This window comes from Nocardia sp. CA-151230, from assembly GCF_050942175.1.
Classification (GTDB): domain Bacteria; phylum Actinomycetota; class Actinomycetes; order Mycobacteriales; family Mycobacteriaceae; genus Nocardia.
In genome coordinates, this window is the sequence record NZ_CP192061.1 from 164,105 (window position 1) to 185,872 (window position 21,768).

The 21,768-nt window shown below is 67.5% G+C and carries 18 protein-coding genes; 7 read left to right on the plus strand and 11 right to left on the minus strand.

Going from position 1 to position 21,768, the window contains the following annotated elements:
* Nucleotides 1-5 precede the first annotated feature (5 nt).
* The gene (locus ACQP1O_RS00690) at nucleotides 6-1,676 is read left to right on the plus strand and encodes a serine/threonine protein kinase (RefSeq protein ID WP_433564013.1); all 1,671 of its coding nucleotides are present in this window, start codon (nucleotides 6-8) and stop codon (nucleotides 1,674-1,676) included.
* Here ACQP1O_RS00690 and ACQP1O_RS00695 read toward each other — a convergent pair whose 3' ends face one another.
* The 4 genes from ACQP1O_RS00695 to ACQP1O_RS00710 all read right to left on the minus strand — a co-directional run bounded on the left by ACQP1O_RS00695 (nucleotide 1,677) and on the right by ACQP1O_RS00710 (nucleotide 8,115).
* Entirely contained in the window at nucleotides 1,677-3,560 is a 1,884-nt protein-coding gene (locus ACQP1O_RS00695; protein ID WP_433564014.1) for a glycosyl transferase, read from the minus strand. It lies immediately after the preceding gene.
* 180 nt (nucleotides 3,561-3,740) lie between these two features.
* Nucleotides 3,741-5,675, minus strand: coding sequence for a galactan 5-O-arabinofuranosyltransferase (locus ACQP1O_RS00700; RefSeq protein ID WP_433564015.1), 1,935 nt, complete (start codon nucleotides 5,673-5,675; stop codon nucleotides 3,741-3,743).
* A 176-nt stretch (nucleotides 5,676-5,851) separates the two neighbouring features.
* On the minus strand, nucleotides 5,852-6,613 hold the full coding sequence (locus tag ACQP1O_RS00705; protein ID WP_433564016.1) for a decaprenylphospho-beta-D-erythro-pentofuranosid-2-ulose 2-reductase: 762 nt from the start codon (nucleotides 6,611-6,613) through the stop codon (nucleotides 5,852-5,854).
* Nucleotides 6,610-8,115: an FAD-binding protein gene (locus ACQP1O_RS00710; RefSeq protein WP_433564017.1), complete on the minus strand. Its 1,506-nt coding sequence runs from the start codon at nucleotides 8,113-8,115 to the stop codon at nucleotides 6,610-6,612. The genes ACQP1O_RS00705 and ACQP1O_RS00710 overlap by 4 nt, the downstream gene beginning before the upstream one ends.
* Nucleotides 8,116-8,180: 65 nt before the next feature.
* Between ACQP1O_RS00710 and ACQP1O_RS00715 the strand changes: the two genes are divergently transcribed.
* On the plus strand, nucleotides 8,181-8,636 hold the full coding sequence (locus ACQP1O_RS00715) for a GtrA family protein (RefSeq protein WP_433564018.1): 456 nt from the start codon (nucleotides 8,181-8,183) through the stop codon (nucleotides 8,634-8,636).
* Here ACQP1O_RS00715 and ACQP1O_RS00720 read toward each other — a convergent pair.
* The 3 genes from ACQP1O_RS00720 to ACQP1O_RS00730 form a co-directional block, all read right to left on the minus strand.
* Nucleotides 8,633-9,250 (minus strand): pyridoxamine 5'-phosphate oxidase family protein, encoded by a 618-nt coding sequence (locus tag ACQP1O_RS00720; protein ID WP_433564019.1) that lies wholly within the window; start codon nucleotides 9,248-9,250, stop codon nucleotides 8,633-8,635. The two genes, ACQP1O_RS00715 and ACQP1O_RS00720, sit on opposite strands and share 4 nt — an antisense overlap.
* Nucleotides 9,251-9,688: 438 nt before the next feature.
* Nucleotides 9,689-11,902 (minus strand): molybdopterin-dependent oxidoreductase, encoded by a 2,214-nt coding sequence (locus tag ACQP1O_RS00725; RefSeq protein ID WP_433564020.1) that lies wholly within the window; start codon nucleotides 11,900-11,902, stop codon nucleotides 9,689-9,691.
* A 196-nt stretch (nucleotides 11,903-12,098) separates the two neighbouring features.
* Entirely contained in the window at nucleotides 12,099-12,563 is a 465-nt protein-coding gene (locus ACQP1O_RS00730; RefSeq protein ID WP_433564021.1) for a hypothetical protein, read from the minus strand.
* A gap of 351 nt (nucleotides 12,564-12,914) precedes the next feature.
* Here ACQP1O_RS00730 and ACQP1O_RS00735 point away from each other — a divergent pair, with 351 nt between their 5' ends.
* Together ACQP1O_RS00735 and ACQP1O_RS00740 are read left to right on the plus strand one after the other, a co-directional pair.
* Nucleotides 12,915-13,502 (plus strand): DUF4282 domain-containing protein, encoded by a 588-nt coding sequence (locus tag ACQP1O_RS00735; RefSeq protein ID WP_433564022.1) that lies wholly within the window; start codon nucleotides 12,915-12,917, stop codon nucleotides 13,500-13,502.
* 129 nt (nucleotides 13,503-13,631) lie between these two features.
* Complete coding sequence (locus tag ACQP1O_RS00740) at nucleotides 13,632-14,504, plus strand: helix-turn-helix domain-containing protein (protein ID WP_433564023.1); 873 nt, start codon at nucleotides 13,632-13,634, stop codon at nucleotides 14,502-14,504.
* Here the strand turns inward: ACQP1O_RS00740 and ACQP1O_RS00745 are convergent.
* The gene (locus tag ACQP1O_RS00745; protein WP_379393130.1) at nucleotides 14,501-14,914 is read right to left on the minus strand and encodes a MarR family transcriptional regulator; all 414 of its coding nucleotides are present in this window, start codon (nucleotides 14,912-14,914) and stop codon (nucleotides 14,501-14,503) included. The two genes, ACQP1O_RS00740 and ACQP1O_RS00745, sit on opposite strands and share 4 nt — an antisense overlap.
* A 161-nt stretch (nucleotides 14,915-15,075) precedes the next feature.
* Here ACQP1O_RS00745 and ACQP1O_RS00750 point away from each other — a divergent pair, with 161 nt between their 5' ends.
* Nucleotides 15,076-16,467 carry an MFS transporter gene (locus ACQP1O_RS00750; protein WP_433568010.1) on the plus strand — a complete coding sequence of 464 codons (1,392 nt, stop codon included), beginning with the start codon at nucleotides 15,076-15,078 and terminating at the stop codon, nucleotides 16,465-16,467.
* 230 nt (nucleotides 16,468-16,697) lie between these two features.
* Here the strand turns inward: ACQP1O_RS00750 and ACQP1O_RS00755 are convergent, their stop codons facing one another.
* Complete coding sequence (locus tag ACQP1O_RS00755) at nucleotides 16,698-17,291, minus strand: dTDP-4-dehydrorhamnose 3,5-epimerase family protein (RefSeq protein ID WP_433564024.1); 594 nt, start codon at nucleotides 17,289-17,291, stop codon at nucleotides 16,698-16,700.
* A gap of 2 nt (nucleotides 17,292-17,293) precedes the next feature.
* Nucleotides 17,294-18,169, minus strand: a complete 876-nt coding sequence (rfbA, locus tag ACQP1O_RS00760; RefSeq protein WP_433564025.1) for a glucose-1-phosphate thymidylyltransferase RfbA — start codon at nucleotides 18,167-18,169, stop codon at nucleotides 17,294-17,296.
* A gap of 247 nt (nucleotides 18,170-18,416) precedes the next feature.
* On the opposite strand from rfbA, the gene ACQP1O_RS00765 reads away from it, so the two are divergent.
* Nucleotides 18,417-19,424 (plus strand): alpha/beta hydrolase, encoded by a 1,008-nt coding sequence (locus ACQP1O_RS00765; protein WP_433564026.1) that lies wholly within the window; start codon nucleotides 18,417-18,419, stop codon nucleotides 19,422-19,424.
* 174 nt (nucleotides 19,425-19,598) lie between these two features.
* Here ACQP1O_RS00765 and ACQP1O_RS00770 read toward each other — a convergent pair whose 3' ends face one another.
* Nucleotides 19,599-20,312 carry a hypothetical protein gene (locus tag ACQP1O_RS00770; protein ID WP_433564027.1) on the minus strand — a complete coding sequence of 238 codons (714 nt, stop codon included), beginning with the start codon at nucleotides 20,310-20,312 and terminating at the stop codon, nucleotides 19,599-19,601.
* A gap of 434 nt (nucleotides 20,313-20,746) precedes the next feature.
* On the opposite strand from ACQP1O_RS00770, the gene rfbB reads away from it, so the two are divergent.
* The gene (gene rfbB / locus ACQP1O_RS00775; protein WP_433564028.1) at nucleotides 20,747-21,751 is read left to right on the plus strand and encodes a dTDP-glucose 4,6-dehydratase; all 1,005 of its coding nucleotides are present in this window, start codon (nucleotides 20,747-20,749) and stop codon (nucleotides 21,749-21,751) included.
* Nucleotides 21,752-21,768 lie beyond the last annotated feature (17 nt).

Here is a 21,768-nt window from a genome sequence, read left to right on the forward strand (position 1 = left end):
CGACCATGGCCGATCTGAAGCCGGGCGAGGAGATCGCCGGATACGTCATCGAACGCTGGATCGGGGCCGGGGGTTCGGGCACCGTCTATGCCGCGCGGCATCCCCGGCTACCGCGCCTGGCCGCCCTCAAGGTCTTCAACCGGGACGAGGTGACCGCCGACACCGAGGGCTGGCGGCGCTTCGAGCGGGAGGCCGATATCACCGCCCGCTTCGACCACCCGAACATCGTGTCGGTGTACGACCGCGGCCTCGACGACGGACGCCTGTGGATCGCGATGCAGTTCGTGGAAGGCCCTGATGCGGACGGTCTTTCGGGCCTGGCCCCCGAGCGGGCGCTGCGCGTCGGCGGCGGCATCGCCTCCGCCCTGGACTACGCGCACGGCAAGGGCGTGCTGCACCGGGACGTGAAGCCGTCGAACATCATGCTCTCCCCGGCCGAGGACGGGCGCCCGGAGCGGGCCCTGCTGACCGATTTCGGCATTGCCCGGCTGCGTGACGAAACAACCCACGTCACCAAGACCGGAGACATCTCCGCGACCTTCGCCTTCGCCTCGCCGGAGCAGGTGTCAGGCCGCTTCCTGGATCCGCGCACCGATCAATACTCGCTGGCCTGCACGCTTTTCGTGCTGCTCACCGGATCCCGGCCGTTCCTGGCCACCGATCTGGCGGGGCTGATCTACGCGCACACCAGCACGCCGCCCCTGCACGTCACCCAGGTGCGCCCCGATCTGTCCGCGGGTTTCGACGCGGTCTTCGACCGCGCGCTGGCCAAGCATCCGGACGAAAGGTTCCCCAGCTGTACGGATTTCGCCGAGGCTGCCCGGGCGGCGTGGCGGTCGGCGACCGCGCCCACCGTGCTGAGCGCACCGCCGACCGTGCTGACCACGCCGCCGCTCGGCTTCGTCACCGATCCGGCCGCGCTGCGTTCGCCCCGGACGGATCCGACGGTGCTGCGTTCCCCGCACACCGATCCGGCCCTGCCGCGCTCACCCCGCACGGATCCGACCGTGCTCGGTCCGGGGCGCTACTACACCGAGCCCGGCGCACCCGTGTACGGCGCGGCCTACGGTGCGAGCACCGGATCGTTCGAAGACGCTGCGCCGCACCGGCATCGGGTCCCCGAACCGGCGCGGACCGGGTCCGGGGTGGGGCGCGGCGTGCTCACCGGGCTGCTGGCGGTGCTGGCCGCGACCGTGATCGCGGGTGGCGCCATCCTGGTGACGGTGGATCTGGAGAGCCACGGAAGAACAAGTGGCGCACCGGTGTCCGCGTCGGTGCCGACCGTGGCGACCGCGATGTCCACCGGCGGGCAGACCCCGATCGCCGCCGTGCCGCCCTCGACGCTCGCGGGCCGGGTGCCGGGCGACTTCATCGGTCAGTGGGCGGGCACCAGCGACGCCAATGCCGACGACTACCGCCTGGTCATCCGGCAGGGCAACCTGAACGACGATGTGGTGACCTCCACGGTGCTGCGCGACAACCGGCCGATCTGTGTCTTCGACTATCGCCTGCTGGGCGTTCCCGGCACCGGCGACATCACGGTCGGCGCCGGCACCCTCGTCTCCGGCGGTTCCGGCTGCAACCCGCAGAGCACCCACGAGCTGCTGTTGAGCAATGGCAAGATCACGCGCGCGCTCTCGACCAGCGGCTACGTCACCTACACCCGCGTCGGCTGACTACGCTGGAGCGCTCGCGCCCACCAGGTCGCGCACGTCCCAGAGCCATACGCCGTCGACGTATCTGGCGGGGAAGCCGATCAGCTGGTCGACGGTCAGGCGCAGGGTGTCGCCGTTGTCGGTGGGTGGCAGCACCACCACGTCGGCCTGCCAGTAGCGCAGATCGGCCAGCGCCTGCGCCCGGGTGGCGTCGTCCACCACCGGAATCGTCTTGGACTGCTGCGCCTTCATCAGCAGGCTTGCGGTGGGCCGGTCGTCGGGGCCGTAGCGGCCCTTCTTGGAGGTGCCGGTCGGACCGACGAAATAGCCTCCCGCGAGCGGGAATTCGAAGCCGGAGTCGGCCTGCCAGTGCAGTGCGCGGGCGTCCGGCGGGGTCGGCGGCGGCGCGACCACCACCGAACCGTGCGATACGTATTGGCGCACCGTGCCGTCCGCGAAGAAGTCCGGGGTGGGCGGGCGCTGCACCACGGGCAGGATGGTCGGGGTGAGCGGCAGCAGGGCGAAGGCCAGCGCGCCGAACAGGGCCAGCGGTCGCCAGTCGGTCGCCGAGACCTTCCAGTAGTCCAGGGCACGCTGGGTGGCCAGCGCCAGGATCAGGGCGATGGCCGGAATCGCGGCCATGGTGAAGCGCGACTCCAGCACCGAATTCAGCAGCGGCGCATCCTCGAGCCGCTTCCAGGGCAGGGTGATGCCGGTTTTGTGGTGGCCGATCATCAGGGTCGCGCCCAGCGACAGCACGGTGAACGCCACGATCACCGCGGCGGCCGCGCGCACCGCCCGCTCCCGCCACATGAGCGCCACGGCCACCGTGACCACGATCCACAGCGGCCAGCCGAAGTACGAATTCTCCTCGGTCGGATTGATGGCCACGTTCTGCCCGTGCGAGAACATCCCGCCCAGCGACTCGGACGGGAACTGGAACAGCGCCTCGAGATCATTGTTCATCGGCCCGTGCTCGATGGACCGGTAGGACTGCGGGCCGAAGAACTGCCACCACAGCGGAATCTCGGTGAGCGCCACCGTGATCAGCGCGGCCAGCAGCACGGTCGGGGTGATGGCGCGCAGCGCGCGCAACCCGGTGCGCGGGGTGTGCAGGTGGTATGCGAGCGCGAAGACGCCGAAGGACAGCGCGAAGATGAGCAGCGGCTCCTCACCGAGCGCGATCTGCAGGGCCACCAGCAGGCCCAGAAAGAAGGCGTCGCGATTGCGCCGCGCCTTGCGCACCTCGCGGGTGAGCTCCGCGCGCCGTGCCATCCGGATCAGCTGCAGCACGATCAGCGGAAGCAGCGCCAGCACCACGAAATTCGGGTGTGCGTTGGCGTGCGAGATCATGGCCGGGGCGAAGCCGCAGAACAGACCGCCCACGGCCGCCGCGAATTTCGACGCCACCAGTTCCCGCGAGAACAACCAGTACCAGGCGAACGCGGTCCCGAACAGGCCCACGGTGAGCACCAGCACGAAGGTGACGGTCGGCCCGAACATCAGGGTGACCGGGGTGAGCGGCACGCCGACACCGAACATGGCGGTATTGGCCATCATGTTCACGCCGTCGGGATAGTTCTGCAGCATGGAGCCGAGCGGGTTCTCCAGATGCGCGACATTGTGGGCGGTGACCGCGAAGAACCACTCCCACATGGTCTGATCCTGGCCGCTCTTGATCAGGTAGCCGCGATCGGTGTGCAGCCATTGACCCGACAGCACCAGCACCGCCAGCGACAAATAGGCCGCGGCGACGATCAGATCGGCGCGGGCCGGCCGGATGCGGCGGGCGACGCGCTGTGGCCGAGAAAGCTTGGGGCGGGGTCTTTCCGGGGCGCCGTGGTCGAGAACCGCTACCGCCGAACCGCCGTCATCCCCCGGGCTGGGTGCCCACCCCTCTGTCACGCGCAAACTCCTCGGTGCCTTGCAACGCAAACTCTTGGGTGCCTTGCAATCAGCGGCCCACGCTACCGGGTTCGACTGAGATCGCACTGGCAAGTCGTGAAGTTATCCACAGAAGCCGGTGTTTATCCACAGAAACCGGAGGGTTTTTGGGGATAAGTGATCCTGGTCTCGCACTGGTGTTCAGACGCGCACAACCAGGGTGAACGGTCCGATATCGGTGATCCGGTAGTGCGCGTCGTCGAACAGCGCCTTGGGGAAGGACACTGTGAACCGCTTCACATTCGGGTCGTTCGGGTACACGTCCTGCGAGAGCCGCAGCGTGTAGTCATCCCCCGAACGCCGGAATAGAAAGGCATCCGGTGCGCGCCAGCGGCAGTGGTTCAGCGCGTCGGTCAGCTCCTGCGGCGTCTTCAGCGTGCTCCAGCGTTGGATTTCGGCGGTGCGCGCCGCGAAATCGGCCAGCGGGTTGGCGTAATGCGAAGTGAGAGCCTGGAATCCGTAGTACGGGTAGATGGCCAGGAAGCTGGTGTCCGCGGTGAGCACCACGCTGGCGTCACGCGGCCGGCCGGTCTGCTCCCGCAGTGTCGCGTCGACCTCGCGGTAGTTCGACACCGCCGACGGCGGTCGCGTGTCGGCACGGAAACCATTGCCGTCGGTATCGGTGTAGGCGGTGGTGATCTCCGCCGCCAGCACCGTCGGAATGCCCTGGCTGAACCCGATCGCACCGGCCACCGCGACCGCCGCCGCGGCGATCCGGAACCGCCCGGGCTCGTTCAGCGCCTGGTAGATCGCCCGCGCGCCCTCGGCGAAGGCGAACACGCCGGCGGCCGACAGCAGTGCCATGAGCGGGGATTCGAGCCGGAACGACAGCAGCGTGGTCCCGGCCGCGGTAGCCGCCATGGACAGCAGACACCACAGATAGATAGCGACGACGCCGATGCCGAGCGCCTGCGCACGACGCGAATTCGCCGCGCGCAGCACCAGCCAGATGGTCCCGGCCAGACAGAAGACGCCGAGTAGATTGAATTCGGTCATCGGCAGCGGCAGCCGCGAGCCCGTCTCGGGCAAGTAGTGGAAGGCCGAGCCCGAGCCGAGAGATGCTTTGCCGGACAGGAACTTCAGCAGGAAGGGCGTCCACACGGTGAGCGCCAGCAGGCCCGCGACCGCACCGATTCCGATGAGCCGTACAAGGATCGGCATGATCGCCCGCCAGGTGTGCCGTGTCCGGATCGAGAGTCCCGCGGCGATCACCGCCATGAGGCACACCGCGAAGACCGCGACACCGAAGTACAGGCTGTAGAAGGTGGCGGCGAGCCCGAGGAACAGGCCGGTACCCAGCACCGCGCCCCACCCACCCGCGGTCGGTTCTGCCGCATCGTCGCCGACCTCGGCGGGCCGGTGCAGCGCACCCCAGGCCAGCACCAGCGCGGGTCCGAGTAGCAAGGTGAGCACCGCGCTGTACGCCTCGGGGGAGCCGTAGGTGAGGGTCACGGCCGTGGTTGCGGCGGCGACAGCCACCGCCCAGTCCGCCCGGATCAGGTTGGACCACAGCACAAGAGCGACAACCGCCGCCACTGCCAGGCCGATGATCGCGAAGGGCTTGAACGCCTCCCACCCGGCCATCCCGGTCAGACTGGCGAACCGGCCCCCGATCCAGAACCAGCCCGCGGGGTAGAACGGCGGCAGGTCGATGTAGTTCATGTCGTGCAGCGCCGCACTGTCGGTCAGTCGCGTCAGATATTGCGTCCGGAACTCCTGGTCCACGGACATCCCGAACAGATAGAGCTTCGTCGCGGCCAGCGGCATGCCCAGCGTCACGGTCACGAACGCCGAAAGCCCGGCCCAGGACAGCACTTTCGCCAGCCGGAGCCACCTGTGCAATCGCAGCAGCACCACCGCGACCACCAGCACGGCCAGGGCGACCACCTGCCCGACGGTGGTGAGCGCGCGAGTCACATTGGAGGAGTTGAATGCCGGCCAGTGCACGGTCGCGAACGCCTCGAGCCCGACCGCCGCCACCACGCCCGCCACCACCGCGGCGAGCACCGCCTCCCCGACAGCCCCACCGGCCTGCCGCGCCAGCACCCCCATCCGTCCGCTCGCCCGCTTGCTCATCCGCACCCTGCCTCCGCATTCGTGTCCATGGACCGCGCGCCAGCCTAGCCAGTGCGGTGCACTCGAACCCGACCGCCGGGTCCAACCGGCGGATGTCCGGGGTCTTCGGGCCGGAACGGCGCATGCCGCGCCCGGGTGTCGGACGCGGCATGCGTATCGGTGCGAGAATGTGTCGCCTAGATGGGGAGGCGGCGGAAGATCGGGCGCGGCACGTGGCGCAGGATCATCATGACGTAGCGGAAAACGCCCGGGGCCCAGACGATCTCCTTGCCCTTCTCGGAGGCGGCGACCGCGAGCAGGGCGACGTCCTCCTTGTTCACGGTGAGCCCGTTCTCCTTGGCGTGCGCGGAGAGGCGGGTGCGCACCATGCCGGGGCGGATGACCGTGACGCGCGGACCGAACTTCGCGACCGCCTCGCCGAGACCCAGGTAGAAGCCGTCCAGGCCGGCCTTGGTGGAGCCGTAGACGAAGTTGAACCGGCGCACGCGCTCACCGGCGACCGAGGACATGGCCAGGATGCGGCCGAAGCCCTGCGCCTTCATCTTCTCGCCGAGCAGCACGCCGACGGAAACCGCCGCGGTGTAGTTGATCTCGGCCATCATGACGGCCTTGCGCTGGTCCTGCCAGAAGATCTCGCCGTCACCGTCGATGCCGAACGCGACGATGGCCACGTCGACGTCACCGTCGGCCCACGCTGCGTCGATCACGGCCGGGTGGCTGTCGGTGTCGAGCGCGTCGAAGTCGATGACCTGCACCTCGGTGGCACCGGCGGCCTTCATCTGCGACACGGCGTCCTCGCGCAGCGGGTCGCCGGGCAGGGCGGCCAGGATGATGCGCGCGGGACCCTTCTTCAGGTACTCGGCGCAGATCGCCAAGCCGATCTCCGAGGTGCCGCCCAGCAGCAGAATGGATTGCGGGTTCCCTACCGCATTGATCACTGAAGCTCCAGCCTTCTCGCCATATCGGACATGAAAACGCCTGTGGGATCCACGCTTCGGCGGATCTTGATCCACTCGTCGATCCGCGGGTACATCTTGTGGAAGGTCTCCGCGTCGGTCCGTGAATCCTTGGCAGTGTAGAGGCGACCGCCGAATTCCAGGACGCGTCGGTCCAGTTCGCGCACGAAGTCATTGAGACCTGGGCGGACCGGGAAGTCGACGCAGATGTTCCAGCCCTCCATGGGGAAGCTCAGCGGCGCCGGGTTGCCCGGGCCGAAGAACTTCAGCACATTGAGCGCCGAATGGTGACCCGAGCGCTGGATATCCACGATGATCTTGGTGAATTCGTCGAGCGCCTCGGGCGGCAGCACGAACTGGTACTGGATGAATCCCTTGGACCCGTAGGCCCGATTCCACTCCGAGACCACGTCCAGCATGTGGTAGAACTGCGTCAAGTTCATCAGCTTGCCGGTGTAGTTGCCGCCGAGCGCGTAATACGCCTCTCCGACCATGCCCAGCGTGAACTTGTTGGCCGCGAAACTCGGGAAGATATCCGGCACCGTCAGCAGATTCGGCGCATCGAACTTCAGCGGATTCTTGCGCAGCTTCTTCGGCAGCTCATCGAGCTTCGCCAGCCGTCCGCGAGACACATTGGCGCGTCCCAGTTTCGGCGGCCCGGAGATCACATCGAACCAGGTGGAGGAGTAGGTGTAATTGGCCTCGGATCCGTCCTTGTGGACCGCGATCGTCTCGTCCAAGTCGACGGTCTTGATGCCGTCGGAGATGAAATAGGCCGTCTCGGTCGGCGTCATCTCGATGGTGGCGCGCAGCACGATGCCGGTCAGGCCATTGCCGCCGACGGTGGCCCAGAACAGCTTGGCGTTCTTCTTCGGCCCGATGGTCTGCACCTTGCCGTCGGCGGTGAGCAGATCGATGGACCGCACGTGATTGCCGAAGCTGCCCGCGCTGTGGTGGTTCTTGCCGTGGATATCCGAGCCGATGGCCCCGCCCACGGTCACCTGCCGGGTGCCCGGCAGCACCGGAACCCACAGGCCGAACGGCAGCGCCGCCTTCATCAGCTGGTCGAGGCTGACGCCCGCGTCCACGTCCACCAGCCGGGAGTCCCGGTCGATGCGGTGGATGCGGTTGAGTGCGGTCATGTCGACGACCAGGCCACCCGCGTTCTGGGCGTGATCGCCGTACGAACGGCCGAGGCCGCGGGCGATGACGCCACGACGCAGGTGCGCGGGCTTGGAGTCGTTGTCCTCCGCGACCATGGCGACCGCCTTGGCGATCAGCTCCGGGTCATCGGTGGAGAGCACTTCCGAGGTGGTGGCTGCGGTGCGACCCCAACCGGTCAGGCGCCGGGTCTGCGTCGGCAGGTCGAACGAACCCGGTGACGCCGTGCCCTCTGTGTCTTTGCCTACAACGGGGCCCTCGCCTGCCGAGCTGGGCTCGGTGGCGGCCGCGGTGGTGGTCTGAGCTTTCGTGGACATCGGCATAGAGGCTACAGGCATAACCGTCTCGAGGCTTGTGTCCTTTGTCCCGGGCGTTACTCTTCTGCGTTGTGACCGCGGAACCCCATCTGCCCCTGCCGCCCGAGCTGCCCCTCGTCGATGAACCGGGTGGTACGGAGGTTGACCTCAAGACGCAGATCATCCGATTCGCGGTCACCGGTGGCCTGTCCGCCATTGTCGACTTCGGTCTGTACACCCTGCTGTTCAAGCTGGTCGGACTGCCGCTGCCGGTGGCCAAGTCCATCAGCTTCATCGCGGGCACGACCACGGCGTACCTGATCAACCGGCGCTGGACCTTCCGAGCCGAGCCGAGCCGCCAGCGCTTCATCGCGGTGGTGCTGCTGTACGCGGTGACCTTCGCGTTGCAGGTCGGCATCAACCAGCTCTGCTATTACGCGCTGCCGGATGCGTGGTGGCGGATCTGGCTCGCCTTCTGCGTCGCGCAGGGCACCGCCACCGTGATCAACTTCATTGTTCAGCGCGCGGTGATCTTCAAGATCGACTAGGACTCGACCAGGGCGTTGGTCTCTTCCTTCGCCCGGAAGTAGTCGCCGCCCTTGGCGCGCACATTGTCGGTACCCCATTGGCGCTGCTCGCGCCCGGCCGGGACCAGGTGTGGAATGTGCTTGCGGCAGTGGATGTAGGCCTCCTCCACATCCACCACCACCCAGCGCTCCGGAATGCGGCCCCGGGTATCGGCCGGCAGGTCGGGGACGCAGCGGCGCATGAGCGCGTCGTCCACGATGCGCGCGGTGCCATTGAGGTGCAGGCCGATCAGGTCGTGCACGAAATCGATCATGAGAATGCCGACATGAGGGTTCTCGAGAATATTGCCGAGGCTGGCCATCACGCCGTTGCCGCGATATTCGGGATAGGCGACGGTGCGATCGTCGATCACGTGCAGGAAGCCCGCTTTGCCGGCGCGGAAGCTGGCATCGCATTCACCGTGCTTGTCGGAGGTGGCGATGAAGGCCATGTCCATGTGCCGGATGAAATCGATCATGTGGGTATTGAGCCGATCTCGCACTTGATCGGAGTAGAAGCGTTGCGCCCGTTCCTCGGTACCGTATCGCTCCTGCAGTTCCCGTTCGCCGTCGCTGCCGTTTCTGATACCGGGCATCGTGCGCCCCCTTTGGTAGCTGAATACCGGATGGAAGAGGCTCGGCCACGAACTTCGGCCATCCGAAATCCTATACGGTTTAACTATTTTCGTGTGGCTAATGCGTGAATCGGCGTATCTGCCCTGGTGGGACTTCCTCGACTGCTGCCGGACAAACCTTCCCGAGGGAGGATCCTCCCGGATGAAAGGACCCACAAGGGACCTTCGGCCCTCGGCTGCGGGGATGCTGCTCGTCGTTGTGGACCGCAGGAATGCGAGATCCCCAGGGGGCGCGGGGATTTCGCATTCCTGATTTGTCCATATCGCAGAGTTTCCGGGGTGGCGTGCGGCCGTCATCCCCCTAGGTGGCGCTGATCTTCGGTACTCGAAACATAAATACTGAAGGGTCTTTCAGGCACGCCGACTCCGGCTGCGGGCACGGTGTGGTTCGGCTCCGCCTCACGCCCGGGTGAGCGTCACCGGCACGCCATTGAACACGGCGTTCCCGGACGGGGCATCCACCAGCGAATCATCGGTCAGCGCATTGGCATTCACCCCGGCGTGCTCGCGCGCGACGGTCTGCGTGCTGTCCCCGTGTCCCCAGCCGTGCGGCAGGCTGACCACGCCGGGCATGATGTCCTCGGTCGGCTCCACGTCCACGGTCAGCGTGCCTGCCGCCGACTTCACCACGGCCTGCCCGTTCAACCCCAGCCGCGCCGCGTCCTCCGGATGGATGTGCAGCGTGCACCGATTCGACCCGCCCACCAGCGGCGGCACATTGTGCAGCCAGCTGTTGTTGGATCGCAGCTGCCGCCGCCCCACCAGCACCATCTCCGGCCGCTCGACCCCCAGCCGCGCCCGCAGCCGGTCCAGGTCGGCCAGCAGTTCGGCGGGTGCCAGCTCGACCCGGCGCGAGGCCGTCCGCAGCACACCCGGCAGCCGGGGCTCCAGCGGCCCCAGATCGATGCCGTGCGGATTGTCCAGCAGCACTTGCAGATTCAGCTTGCCGCGCCATTCGTGCTCGTCGTCCGGCGTGGTGGACCATTCGCCGAAGGGGCCCAGGCGCAACATCAGGTCCAGCCGCTGTTCGGTGGTGTTCGTGCCGAGCAGTTCGCCGCGGCGGTCGGCCAGGCCGGCCTTGTGCAGGGTCCCGGCGATGACGATCTCGTCGACGGCACCGAGCGGATCCAGTCCGGGCTGGGCTTCCTGGCCCGACACGGCCAGGGCCAGCCGCGCCAGCACCTCGGCCTCGGACAGCTCGTTCGCGCCGAGCGGCACCAGCGGCCGCGAGTAGCGGGCGTAGTTGTGGACCGCGAAATTGAGCAGCGCGAAATCGTAGTGCGGTGACTGCAGGATGCGCGGGGGCGGCAGGATGACGTCCGCGTGGCGGGTGGTTTCGTTGAGGTAGCGGTCCACGCTCACCATGAATTCCAGTCCGGCGAAGGCGGTGTCGAGACGCGCGCCGCTGGGTGCGGAAAGCACCGGATTGCCCGCTACCGTCACCATGGCCCGGATCTGCCCGTCGCCGGGCGTGCGGATCTCGTCCGCCAGGGTGGCCACCGGCAGTTCACCCATGGCCTCCGGCAATTCGCGCACCCGGCTGGCCCAGCGCGCGAGGCGGAACGGCCGCGACCGCACGATGCCCAGCGCCGCCCCCGTCGCGAACATGGCCCCGCCGGGTGAGTCGAAATTGCCGGTGAGCACATTGACGACGTCCACCAGCCACTGCGTGAGCGTGCCGAATTCGGCCGTGCAGGTGCCGATCCGGGCGTAGACGGCGGCCGTCGGCGCGGCGGCCAGCTCGCGCGCGATGCGCACGATAGTCTCGCCGGGCACCCCGGTGCGCCCGGATACCAGCTCCGGCGTGAATTCGGCTGCCGCGGCCCGCACCTCGTCCAGCCCGTTCACCTCGACCCGGACGTCGGTCAGGCCCTCCGCGAACAACGTGTGGACGATCCCGAACAGCAGGTAGGCATCACTGCCCGGCCGCACGAACACGTGCTCGTCGGCCAGCTTGGCGGTGCGTGTGCGCCGCGGATCCACCACCACCAGCCGCCCGCCGCGCTGCCGCAGCGCCTTCAACCGGCCCGGGAAATCCGGTGCGGTGCACAGCGATCCATTGGACTCCAGCGGATTCGCGCCCAGCATCAGCAGATAGTCGGTGCGGTCCAGGTCCGGCACCGCCACGGTGAGCGGATCACCGAACATCAGCCCGCTCGACACCTGCTTGGGCATCTGGTCGGCGGTGCTGGCGGAGAAGAGGTTCCGGGTGCCCAGCGCCCGGATCAGCAGCGGCACGTACAGTGCCCCGGCCACGGTGTGCGCATTGGGATTGCCCAGGTACAGCCCCACCGCCTGATTGCCGTGCGCGGCCGTCACCTGCGGCAGCCGCTCCCGGATCACCCCGAAGGCCTCGTCCCAGCTCGCCTCCCGCCAGGTGTCGGTGGCGCGGTCGCGAATCATGGGCGCGGTCAGCCGATCCGGATCGGCGTCGAGATGTCCGAGGGTGGCGCCCTTGGGGCAGATGAAGCCCCGGCTGAAGGGATCGGCGTGGTCACCGCGCACCGAGACGATGTGATCGGTGCTGTCCAGGGTGAGCTCGAGGCCGCACACCGCTTCGCAGAGCGGGCAGGTGCGTAGCAATGTCCGAGGGCTGTCCGTGACGTGGGTCATACCTCATGATCGCCCGGAAACGTACCGGGCGGAACACCTCTGGCCGCCCGGAATGCCGGACGCGGACTCCCGGCGGCCGCCGATGCCGGAGCCTCGGATTATGTCCGTTATCGCTTAATTTGCAACGTTCGGAAGCGGATACGGCAAAACCCGCGAGCGCCGGGGTGCACTCGCGGGTCTAGTGTCGTTGTGAGCGTCAGGAGGCGATACGGGCCGCCTGCGGCGCTCCCTTGGCGGCGGCGCGGACACCGGCGGCGATGGCGACCACCGGCGGGACCCAGCGGGCCTCGTGCGGGGCGACGCCCCAGCAGGCCGCACCGGCGGACAGCTTGGTCGGCGGCAGCGGGATGCCTGCGCCGTCGGCGTAGACGACCACGCCGGACTCACGCAGTGCCTCGATGGCGCGTTCGGCCTTGCGCAGGCCGGTGACGAGGTGGATCTCGCGGCGCTCGGCGCCCGGGATCTCGATGACCGGGCCGGTCAGGTCATTGGCCCGTAGGTAGCGGCGCACGAAGGCGGCGGTGTCGCCGGTGACCTCGATGCCCGCGATGTTCTCGTCGGTGACCAGGCACACGCCATTGGCGGTTTCGGCGACCGTCCAGCCGCGCCGGATGTAGTCCTGCGCGGATTCCGCAACGGCTGACGAAAACGTCGTACGCACTGGTTTCTCCATTCCCCGGTAGTTCTGAATTCCTGCTCTGTGCCTCGTATCGGAACGTGGGGTTCGCGGTGTTACACCTTCTTTTTCAAGTCGGGTCCGATGGTGTCCCGGAGCGTCATTCGTCCGGTTTGTGCCGACCCGATGGTGACCATGGCCCAGCTGCGACACGACCTCGATGTAGCGGCCCTGCCTGCGACAACACCGTCAAGGGGTCTGCCGTCGGACCCGGAGCCCAGGGCCTGCCCGCGAGAGTGACGTGTTCTACACCACACTGGCTCAGCCTGCGGCACCCCGGCGTTACCGGAGACACTGAGTCGGCCGAAAAGGTCTGCGGGAGAGGAGATCGTCGGCATGACCGATCAATCGGGCGGGAACACGGCCGAGCTCGAGGAATACGACGAGTTCGACGAGATCATCACCGAGGGGCGCTGGGCCGCCTTCAAGGAGTCCGCCACCCGGCGTATGTCCGGGCGGCTGGCGGCGGACGAGGAGGCCGAAGAGCCGGTCGAACCCTTCGCCAGCCCAGGCGCTTTCGGCTCCTGGAGCGTGGACGCCGCCCGTGCCCTGCTGGACCTGCAGTTCCAGCGCGCCGCCACCCGCACGCTGCTGCCGCTGGCATATCTGCTGGGCCTGGCGAGCGCCGTCGCCATCCCGATCGTGGGAACCATAGGGTTGTGGCGAATTTCGGCCTGGCTGGGCATCGTGTTCGCGGTGGTGTTCGCGGTCCCGCTGGGCCTGGTGATCGCCGCGGTGGTGCGCCTGCTGCTGGAGTTCGTTCTCAATGCCTCCCGGCTGGCGGCTCGGGTCGCGCACATCTCCGATATGGCCGACGATCTGTTCCAGGCCCTCTCGGATGTGGCCGAACCGGTCAATCAGTTGTCCAAAGATGTTCAGGCAGTTCAGTTCTGGCGCTTCCGCCGGCGCTCGTCCCGGAAGTAGGCCGGCCGGCGGCCGCTATCCTGGCCACGAGGCGGTGCGAAATCTGCCCCCCAGGCCGCGTCCCGCGTCCATGGATCGCTGAGTTTTCCTGTGCAACAATGCGATCGCAACACTGGTTTAGGGGGACGAATGGCTCTACCGCAGGGGATTACCGGATCGACCGTGCCGCGCCGCCAGCTCGGCCGGCACCTGCGCGACCTGCGCAATCGGGCGCGCATGACGACCCGGGTGGCCGCACAGCGCTTGGAATGGTCCGAGGCCAAGATCTGGCGAATCGAAACCGGACAGACGTCTTTGCGCAGTCTGGATGTCGAGGCCATGTGCCGCATCTACGGCGCTCCGGAGGACGCCATCGAACCGCTCACCACGTTGGCCCGGGAGACCAAGGCCCGCGGCTGGTGGACCGAGTTCAGTGACGTGATCGACGAGGGCTACGAGGTCTACATCGGGCTCGAGGAGGCGGCGCGCCGGCTCACCAGCTATGAGAACGAGCTGGTACCAGGGCTTTTGCAGACCGAGCAGTACTACCGCGCGGTGCTGGCCGGAGCCTACCCGGGCATCTCCGCCGAACAGCTGGACCGCCGGGTCCGGGTGCGCACCGCGCGCCAATCGCTGCTCACCCGCGCGGAATCGCCGCTGCAACTGGATGTGGTGATCGCCGAGGCGGTGCTCTGGCATCGTATCGGCGGCGACGACGTGACCCGCGGCCAGCTGGACCGGCTGCGCAAACTCGCCGAACTGCCCAATGTCCGGCTGCGGCTGCTGCCCGCCGAGTGCGGCTACCACCACGGCATGGACGCGGGCCGCTTCGTGCTGCTCGAATTCCCCACCGCCGCAGGCGAACCCACCGAACCGCCGGTGGTGTACGTGGAAGCCCTGACCGGCTCCTCGTATCTGGACAAGGAGCACGAGGTCGAGCGCTACCGCGAAGCCTCCGCGGCGGTGAGTTCCATTGCGGTGGACGCGCTTCCGGTCATCGAGACGCTGCGCGCGGCGGTCTAGCCCAGATTCTGGGCCAGCACCTCACGGTGTGTGGGCGCGGCCTGCCGATGCAGTTCGCGCCCTTTTTCCGTGACGCAGACGAAGATCGCGCGGCGATCCTCGGTACACAGCGTGCGGTCGACCAGTCCGTCGCGCTCGAGTCTCGCCACCGTGCGGGAGAGCGCGCTCTGGCTGAGATAGATGTCATTGGCCAGATCGCTCATCTTGCAGCTGTCGCTGCCGGATTCGACGAGGCGGTCCAGGGTTTCGAATTCGCTGAGCCCGATGTGGTGGCGGCCTTGCAGTTCCTTTTCCAGAGCGCACGAGGTCGTCGCGTGCCGGGCCAGCAGATCGCGCCACTCACCCACCAGCCCTGACGCCTCCACTGGCGTGATGACGGGCCGGTCGACCGGCGCTGTCGGCTTCGGCATGCGGCCATCCTAGTCTGTCCGCCGAAAGCATGCAACCGCATTAAATGCTTGTGCATTTGATGCGCACGCATGTACTGTCGCTTCTCGTGACTTCCACCGAGATACGCCCCGCAGTGAGCACCGCGGCCGACACCACGCAGTGGACCGCCCGGCTCTGGGGCATGCTCATCACCCTGTGCATCGTGCTGTTCCTGGACGGCCTCGACGTGTCGATGATCGGCGTCGCGCTGCCGTCGATCGGCACCGAACTCGACATTCAGACCTCCACCCTGCAGTGGCTGGTCAGCGGTTACGTACTGGGCTACGGCGGCCTGCTGCTGCTGGGCGGCCGCACCGCCGACCTGCTGGGCCGCCGCAAGGTCTTCCTGATCGCCTTGGCCGTCTTCGCCTTGGCCTCGCTCGCAGGCGCCCTGGTGAGCTCGCCGGCGCTGCTCATTCTGACCCGCTTCGTGAAGGGCCTGGCCGCCGCGTTCACCGCGCCGACCGGTCTGTCCATCATCACCACGAATTTCCAGGAGGGACCGGCCCGTAACAAGGCGCTGTCCATCTACACCGTCTTCGGCGCCGGCGGCTACTCCATGGGCCTGCTGTTCGGCGGCCTGATGACCGGCCTCGGCTGGCGCTGGACCTTCCTGCTCCCGGTTCCGGTGGCCCTCGCCGCGCTGGCCTCCGCGTATTTCCTCGTCCCCAAGGACAAGCCCGCCGAGGAGGGCGGACACGACCTGATCGGCGCGCTGCTGTCCACCGCCACCATGCTGCTGCTCGTCTACACCGTGGTCTCCGCGCCGCAGGCGGGCTGGGGCTCGGCCCGCACCATCGGATCATTCGTCGCGGTGGCCGTGCTGGGTGCGGCGTTCGTCTACGCCGAGCGCAAGGTGCGTTACCCCCTGGTGCGCCTCGGCATCCTGCGCAAGCCCACCCTGGTCCGGGCCAGCCTGGCCATCATCGCGGTCGCCGGTTCGTACTTCAGCTGGCAGTTCATCACCACGCTGTACCTGCAGGACACCCTGGGCTGGTCGCCGCTGAAGCTCTCGATGGCGCTGCTGCCGGTCGGTCTGCTGGTGGTCGCCTCGGCCTTCGTCTCCGACAAGCTCGTCGACCGCTTCGGCACCGGCCCGATCATCGCGATCACCATGGTGGTCATGGCCGTCGGCTACCTGCTGTACCTGCGCATCGACACCGCACCGTCCTATCTGACCGTGTTGCTGCCCGCGGTGCTGCTGGTCGGCATCGGCTGGGTCGGGTTCCCCGCCATCAATATTCAGGCCACCAGCGGTATCGACGATGACGAGCAGGGCCTGGCGGCCGGTGTCCTGCAGACCGCCATGCAGGTCGGCGCGGCCATCGTGCTCGCGGTGACCACCGCCATCGTCACTTCGAGCGCGCCGAGCAACCCGACCCCGTCGGCCATGCTCGACACCTACCGTCCCGGCCTGGAATTCGCCGCCGGTGTCTCCATCGTCGGCGCCCTGGTCGCCCTCACGGTCTTCCTCCCGAGGTTGCGGGCCCGCCGCCAGGAGGCCCGTGACCTGGAGGTCGAACTGGTCGGTTGACACTAGATGGTTCCGCCCGCAGCTCACACGGGCGTAACCTTCGAAAAATACCGGGGCGCACCGCATTACGCGGTGCGCCCCGGTGACGTAACAACTGATTTCGTAAGGATCCGGGTAACTCGCCGGGACGTCCAGAGTCGGGTTGGCACCGACCGCCGGCACGGGTGTGGGACAGGCGACGGCTCTCAGCTGTCCGCTGAAGTCCCGGGGAGGTGGGACAGAGACGGCTCTCAGCCCTCCGCTGAAGTTCCAGGGAGGCGGGACAGCAGTTTCAAATCCGCCAGGCGCGGAGCCGCGGCGTCCTTGTCCGAGCGAACGAAAGTGAGCGGTTCGCCGTTGCGGCCGACGGCCGGCCACTCGATGGCCAGGTCCGGGTCGAAAGCGTCCAGATCCCGGTCGAATTCGGGCGAGTACTCCAGCGAGCACAGGTAGTTGACAGTGGAGTCGTCCTCCAGCGACAGCAGCGCGTGCCCCAGGCCCTCGGCCAGGAACACCGACTTGCGCTCCACATCGTCGATGACGACCGCGTCCCAGCGGCCGAAGGTGGGGGAGTCGCGGCGCAGGTCCACCACCACGTCCAGGAAGGCCCCGCGCACACAGGTCACATATTTGGCCTGCCCGGGCGGATTCTCTGTGTAGTGGATGCCGCGCAGCACACCCGCCGCGGAGGTGGAGATATTGACCTGCAGCAGGTCGAAGGGCCGTCCCACCGCCTTCTCGAATTCCGAGGCCTTGAACGACTCGTAGAAGACGCCGCGCTCGTCGCCGTGCAGCCGGGGCGTGAACTCCCACGCGCCCGGCACCGACAGTTCCCGAATCCGCATGCCTACTCCCAGCTTCGCCCGTGGTCCAGCAGGCCCAGCAGGTACTTTCCATAGCCCGAGCGCACCAGGGGTTCGGCCAGCCGGGTGAGTTCATCGTCGCCGATGTAGCCGAGCCGCCAGGCCACCTCCTCCGGCACGCCTATCTTGAGGCCCTGCCGCTCCTCGATGGTGCGCACGTAATTGGCGGCGTCCAGCAGGGAGTCGAAGGTACCGGTGTCGAGCCAGGCGGTGCCGCGGGCCAGCACCTGCACGTGCAGCCGGCCCTGCTCCAGATAGGTGCGGTTGATGTCGGTGATCTCGTATTCACCGCGGTCCGACGCCTTCAGATCGCGCGCGATGGCGAGCACGTCGTTGTCGTAGAAATACAGCCCCGGAATCGCGTAATTGGAGCGCGGCGCCTTGGGCTTCTCCTCGATGGAAATGGCCCGGCCCTCGGCGAATTCGACCACGCCGTAGGCGGTGGGGTCGGAGACCCGATAGGCGAAGACCGCGCCGCCGTCCAGGTTGTGGAAGGTCTGCAGCTGGGTGCCCAGGCCCGGGCCGTGGAAGATGTTGTCGCCCAGCACCAGCGCGGCGCTGTCGGTGCCGATGTGGTCGGCGCCCAGCACGAAGGCGCGGGCCAGCCCGTCCGGTTGCGGCTGCACCACATAGGAGATGGACACGCCGAACCGGCTGCCGTCGCCGAGCAGCCGGGCGAAGGCGTCGGCGTCCTCGGGAGTGGTGATCACCAGAATGTCCCGGATCCCCGCCAGCATGAGGGTGGACAGGGGGTAGTACACCATCGGTTTGTCGTACACCGGGACCAGCTGTTTGCTCACCCCGCGCGTGATCGGGTGCAACCGCGATCCGGTGCCCCCGGCCAGGATGATTCCGCGCATGTCACGACAGTCTGCCAGTTCGATGGCGGAGCGCGGCGGTCAGGTTCCGACTGGACTTCGAATCGATCACGGGCGTTTACGTGCGCGCGGATACGGCGATATCTGTTGCGTAGGTCACGTTCTCATGGTGTTCTGAAATGACTCTATGTGAGATGTCAGCGCCGACTCTCGCGCGCCGGGTGCCGAGCCAACGTATCGGTCGCTCCGGACGAACGGCTCGGCGCGCCAACAACGAGGTAGGTGCGCGATGGCTCACGAACGGCCTGTCAACGAAACGGCCCACGAGGACGTCCCCGTCCAGAACCCGAACCGGACCAGTGCCGCCGCCCGTGCGCTGACAGTGGTGGCTCGCACCATGATCCGTCCGGCCGGCGAGCTGGTGCCCGTCACCGTCGCATCCATGCCGGTGGCCAGCACCGTCATCAACAGCCTGGCCAAGCTGCGCCCGGCTCCGCGGGGAGTGGAGCGGGAACAGGTACGGCTCAACGGCTTCCGCATGGAGATCGTGCGGCCCGCCGGGGCCCGTAAGGCGCTGTGCGACGGCGCGGTCCTGTACATGCACGGCGGCGGCTTCTTCCTGTGCGGGCTCGACACCCACCGCCCCGTGGTCGCGGCCATCGCCCGGCGTACCGGGCTGCCGGTGGTGAGCGTGGAGTACCGGCAGCTGCCCGAGACCGATATCGCCGGATCCGTCACCGACTGCCTGACCGCCTACAAATGGTTGCTGGCGCACGGCGTCCCGGCCTCGAAGGTGGTGTTCGCCGGTGACTCCGCGGGCGGCTACATGACCTTCGCCACCGCCCTGCGCGCCCGCGACGCCGGACTGCCCGTCCCCGCCGGACTGGTCGGGCTGTGCCCAGCGCTGGATCTGGACTGCACCGAGAAGCGCGCGCACCCCAACTACCGCCGCGACGCGCTGATTCCGCTGTCCGCGCTGGAGTCCGTGATCAAGCTGGGCGCCGAGGTGAACGGCCGTCTGGATCCGCGGCTGTCGCCGGTCAACCATGTGCTGGCGGGCCTGCCGCCCGCGCTGCTCATCGTCGCCGAGGACGAGGTGCTGCGCCGCGACAGCGAGATCATGGCCCAGCGGCTGGCCCAGTCCGGCGTGCCCGCCACGCTCGAGATCTGGCGCGGACAGGTGCACGCCTTCATGGCCATCTTCCCTGCCATGCCGGAGAGCCGGGCCGCCCTGGCCCACGTGGCCCGCTTCGTCCGCGACCGCATCGAGGCCGGGCAGGTCGCCCGCACAGCATGACTTGGTGACGTGCCACCCGATCGATTCGGGTGGGGTGCAGCCTGATTGATGATGTGGGGCTCGGGGCGCCGATCTCGGGCCCCACATCTGTTTCGTGGCCGCTGTTCCCGGATACGGCGGAACCCCCCGCCCGGATGATCCGGGCGGGGGGTTCCGTGATGCAGTGGGCGTGTCTTACTTCGCCGGAGCCGGCTGGATGTGCGGCTCGTTGATGGTCGAGAAGTACTGGATCGCGGCGGCGATGGCGACCGGCGCGGTCACGAACAGCTGACCCGCCAGGGTGCCCAGGAAGCCGACGGTGGCCGCACCCACCACGCAGCCCGCGAGCGGACCGGCGCCGAACAGCGTCAACAGCGCACCGGTGGCCACCAGACCCACGCCGATGCCGGCGACACAGCCGATGGCCGCGCCGCCGAGACCGCCGACCAGGGTGCCGATGGTGGCGCCGGTGGAGATGGTGTCCTTCAGGCGGTTCCAGGCGGCCTGCTCACGGTCGTAGTCCGACTTCCACGGAGCCTGGTCCTCGTAGGGGAGGGCGACCGGCTTGTAGACGGCGTGGTTCACGTCGTACTGCGGGGTGATGCTGGCGGTGTGGTCGTCGCTGATCTGCGCGGCGATCGGGAACTCGAAGTCGTCGACCCGGAAGCTCAGCGGCAGGCCGGCCACGACGGTGCCGTTGGCGGCCTTGATCTCGAAGGTGTTGTTCTCGATGACCATGGAGCCGGCGTCGGTGTGGATGATCGCACCGTTGTCGGGGGTGTTGGTGGCCGAGTAGTTGATCACGCCGTTGTCGGCCTGCTCGGCGGGCGCGGCGTTCACGGTGCCGGCGGTGATGGCCACGGCCGCTACGGCCAGCGCCGCGGTGGCGGCGAATTTCCTCATCAGCATTTGTAGAAACCTCATCGAAGAGCTCGGGGGGACACGTCGAATCGAAATGGAGAACAGCTAACGAGCGGTGAACCCATCGTGTCCGTCCGTTCAAATTTTGTTCACCAAGACGATCGTGCGGTCTGCAAGGTAGTGGAAACGTGCTGCAAGGGAAAGGTTTTGACGCAGATATACGATCCGCCGGATCGTTACCCGCAGCCGTTCGTGTGAGGAAGGTCACATACGTCGCATGGAAAGTCGTGACGCTGGTCGCATGAATGTCGCGGCGGCACCGTGGAATTGCGACATTTGGACCGAGCGGCCGCCTTTCAATTACGTGCGTTTGTTTCAACCGGATGTCCGATTCCGCGCACAACGGCGGCTCGGCTGGTGTAAAGAAGGCAACTTCCCGTACCCATCGCGAGCGTTCGCCCCGGCCGACGTAGTGTTTCCCTGTGCGACTGCTCGTAACCGGCGGCGCCGGGTTCATCGGCGCGAACTTCGTTCACCAGACTGTGACTGCACGTCCCGGTGTGCATGTCACCGTGCTGGACAAACTCACCTATGCGGGCAACCGCGCCTCACTCGACCCGGTCGCGGACCGAATCGAGTTCGTGCACGGCGACATCGCCGACACCGCGCTGGTGGATCGCCTGGTGGGCGGTGTGGACGCGGTGGTGCATTTCGCCGCCGAATCGCACAACGACAATTCGCTGGCCGACCCGTGGCCCTTTGTCCAGACCAATATCATCGGGACCTATTCGCTGCTCCAGGCGGTGCGCCGCCACCAGGTGCGCTACCACCACATCTCCACCGACGAGGTGTACGGCGATCTGGAACTCGACGACCCCTCGGCATTCGACGAGAACACCCCCTACAACCCGTCGAGTCCGTACTCGGCCAGCAAGGCCTCCAGCGACATGCTGGTCCGAGCCTGGGTGCGGTCGTTCGGGGTGCGGGCCACAATCTCCAACTGCTCCAACAACTATGGGCCCTACCAGCATGTGGAGAAGTTCGTCCCGCGGCAGATCACCAATCTCATCGACGGTGTCCGCCCCCGCCTCTACGGTGCGGGTCACCAGGTGCGCGACTGGATCCACGTGGACGATCACAACAGCGCGGTCTGGGAAATCCTGGAGCGCGGGCGCATCGGCCAGACCTATCTGATCGGCGCGGACGGCGAGCGCGACAACAAGTCCGTGGTGGAGCTGATTCTGGAGGCATTCGGCCGTGCCCCAGACGATTTCGATCACGTCACCGACCGTCCAGGCCACGATCTGCGCTACGCCATCGACGCCTCCCTGCTGCGCACCGAACTCGGCTGGGAACCGCGATACCGCGATTTCCGCCAGGGCCTGGCGGCCACCATCGACTGGTACCGCGACAACGAATCCTGGTGGCGCCCACAGAAAGCCGCGACCGAATCCGCCTACGTCGCCGCGGGTGAAAAGGTCATCTAGCCGCTGAGGACGGCGGA

Coding starts and splice junctions, on each gene's coding strand:
- ACQP1O_RS00710 (WP_433564017.1), bottom strand. CDS start 8,115: ATGCCGATGTCCACGAAAGCTCAGACCACCACCGCGGCCGCCACCGAG.
- ACQP1O_RS00725 (WP_433564020.1), bottom strand. CDS start 11,902: ATGACCCACGTCACGGACAGCCCTCGGACATTGCTACGCACCTGCCCG.
- rfbA (WP_433564025.1), bottom strand. CDS start 18,169: ATGCGCGGAATCATCCTGGCCGGGGGCACCGGATCGCGGTTGCACCCG.
- ACQP1O_RS00740 (WP_433564023.1), top strand. CDS start 13,632: ATGGCTCTACCGCAGGGGATTACCGGATCGACCGTGCCGCGCCGCCAG.
- ACQP1O_RS00745 (WP_379393130.1), bottom strand. CDS start 14,914: ATGCCGAAGCCGACAGCGCCGGTCGACCGGCCCGTCATCACGCCAGTG.
- ACQP1O_RS00690 (WP_433564013.1), top strand. CDS start 6: ATGGCCGATCTGAAGCCGGGCGAGGAGATCGCCGGATACGTCATCGAA.
- ACQP1O_RS00755 (WP_433564024.1), bottom strand. CDS start 17,291: ATGCGGATTCGGGAACTGTCGGTGCCGGGCGCGTGGGAGTTCACGCCC.
- ACQP1O_RS00720 (WP_433564019.1), bottom strand. CDS start 9,250: ATGCCCGGTATCAGAAACGGCAGCGACGGCGAACGGGAACTGCAGGAG.
- ACQP1O_RS00735 (WP_433564022.1), top strand. CDS start 12,915: ATGACCGATCAATCGGGCGGGAACACGGCCGAGCTCGAGGAATACGAC.
- ACQP1O_RS00765 (WP_433564026.1), top strand. CDS start 18,417: ATGGCTCACGAACGGCCTGTCAACGAAACGGCCCACGAGGACGTCCCC.
- ACQP1O_RS00770 (WP_433564027.1), bottom strand. CDS start 20,312: ATGCTGATGAGGAAATTCGCCGCCACCGCGGCGCTGGCCGTAGCGGCC.
- ACQP1O_RS00750 (WP_433568010.1), top strand. CDS start 15,076: ATGCTCATCACCCTGTGCATCGTGCTGTTCCTGGACGGCCTCGACGTG.
- ACQP1O_RS00700 (WP_433564015.1), bottom strand. CDS start 5,675: ATGAGCAAGCGGGCGAGCGGACGGATGGGGGTGCTGGCGCGGCAGGCC.